Source organism: Acidimangrovimonas pyrenivorans (genome assembly GCF_042643245.1).
Lineage (GTDB): Bacteria > Pseudomonadota > Alphaproteobacteria > Rhodobacterales > Rhodobacteraceae > Acidimangrovimonas > Acidimangrovimonas pyrenivorans.
This window is the reverse complement of record NZ_JBHRSK010000031.1, coordinates 1-540: the sequence shown is the minus strand read 5'-3', so window position 1 is coordinate 540 and position 540 is coordinate 1. Positions and strand designations below refer to the sequence as shown.

1 protein-coding gene is annotated in these 540 nt (G+C 66.7%); it reads right to left on the bottom strand.

Annotated elements, in window-relative coordinates; translation table 11 throughout:
• Positions 1–540 (bottom strand): VCBS domain-containing protein (locus tag ACFOES_RS20975; protein WP_377835679.1); only part of this gene is annotated, 540 nt, incomplete at both ends.

The following is a 540-nucleotide window of genomic DNA, read 5'->3' as shown; positions in this document are numbered from 1 at the left end:
GCCGTGGTCTGCACCGCGTCCACCACCGGCGCGTCGTTCGTGCCCAGCACCGAGAAGGTGACGTCCTGGCTGGTCGTCGCGTTGAACTCGTCGGTGGCAGAAACGGTGAAAGTCTCGTGCACCACGTCGCCGGCGCCAAGGGCCTGGACCTCGTCCGAACTGTTGTCGAGCGTGTAGGTCAAGGCCCCGGTCGTGGGATCGACCGCAAGATGGCCGTAAACACCGTCGGCATCGCCCGAATAGGTCAGAACCGCGCCATTGTCGCGATCCTCGGCGACGATCTGCGCCGTGTCGGTCAGAGTGGCGTCTTCCTGCACGTAATCGAGCCCGGCCATCCCGGCAATCTTCGGCGCGTCGTTGGTGCCGGTGACGGTAATGGCCACCTGCTGGGTCGCGGTCGCCCCCTGGTCGTCGGTGACGGTCACGGTGAAGCTCTCGGTCTTCTGCTCGCCCTCGGCCAGCGCCTGAACCGCCGCCGCGGCGTTGTCGAGCGTGTAGCTCCAGACGCCGGTATCCGCGTTCACGGCGAAGCTGCCGTAG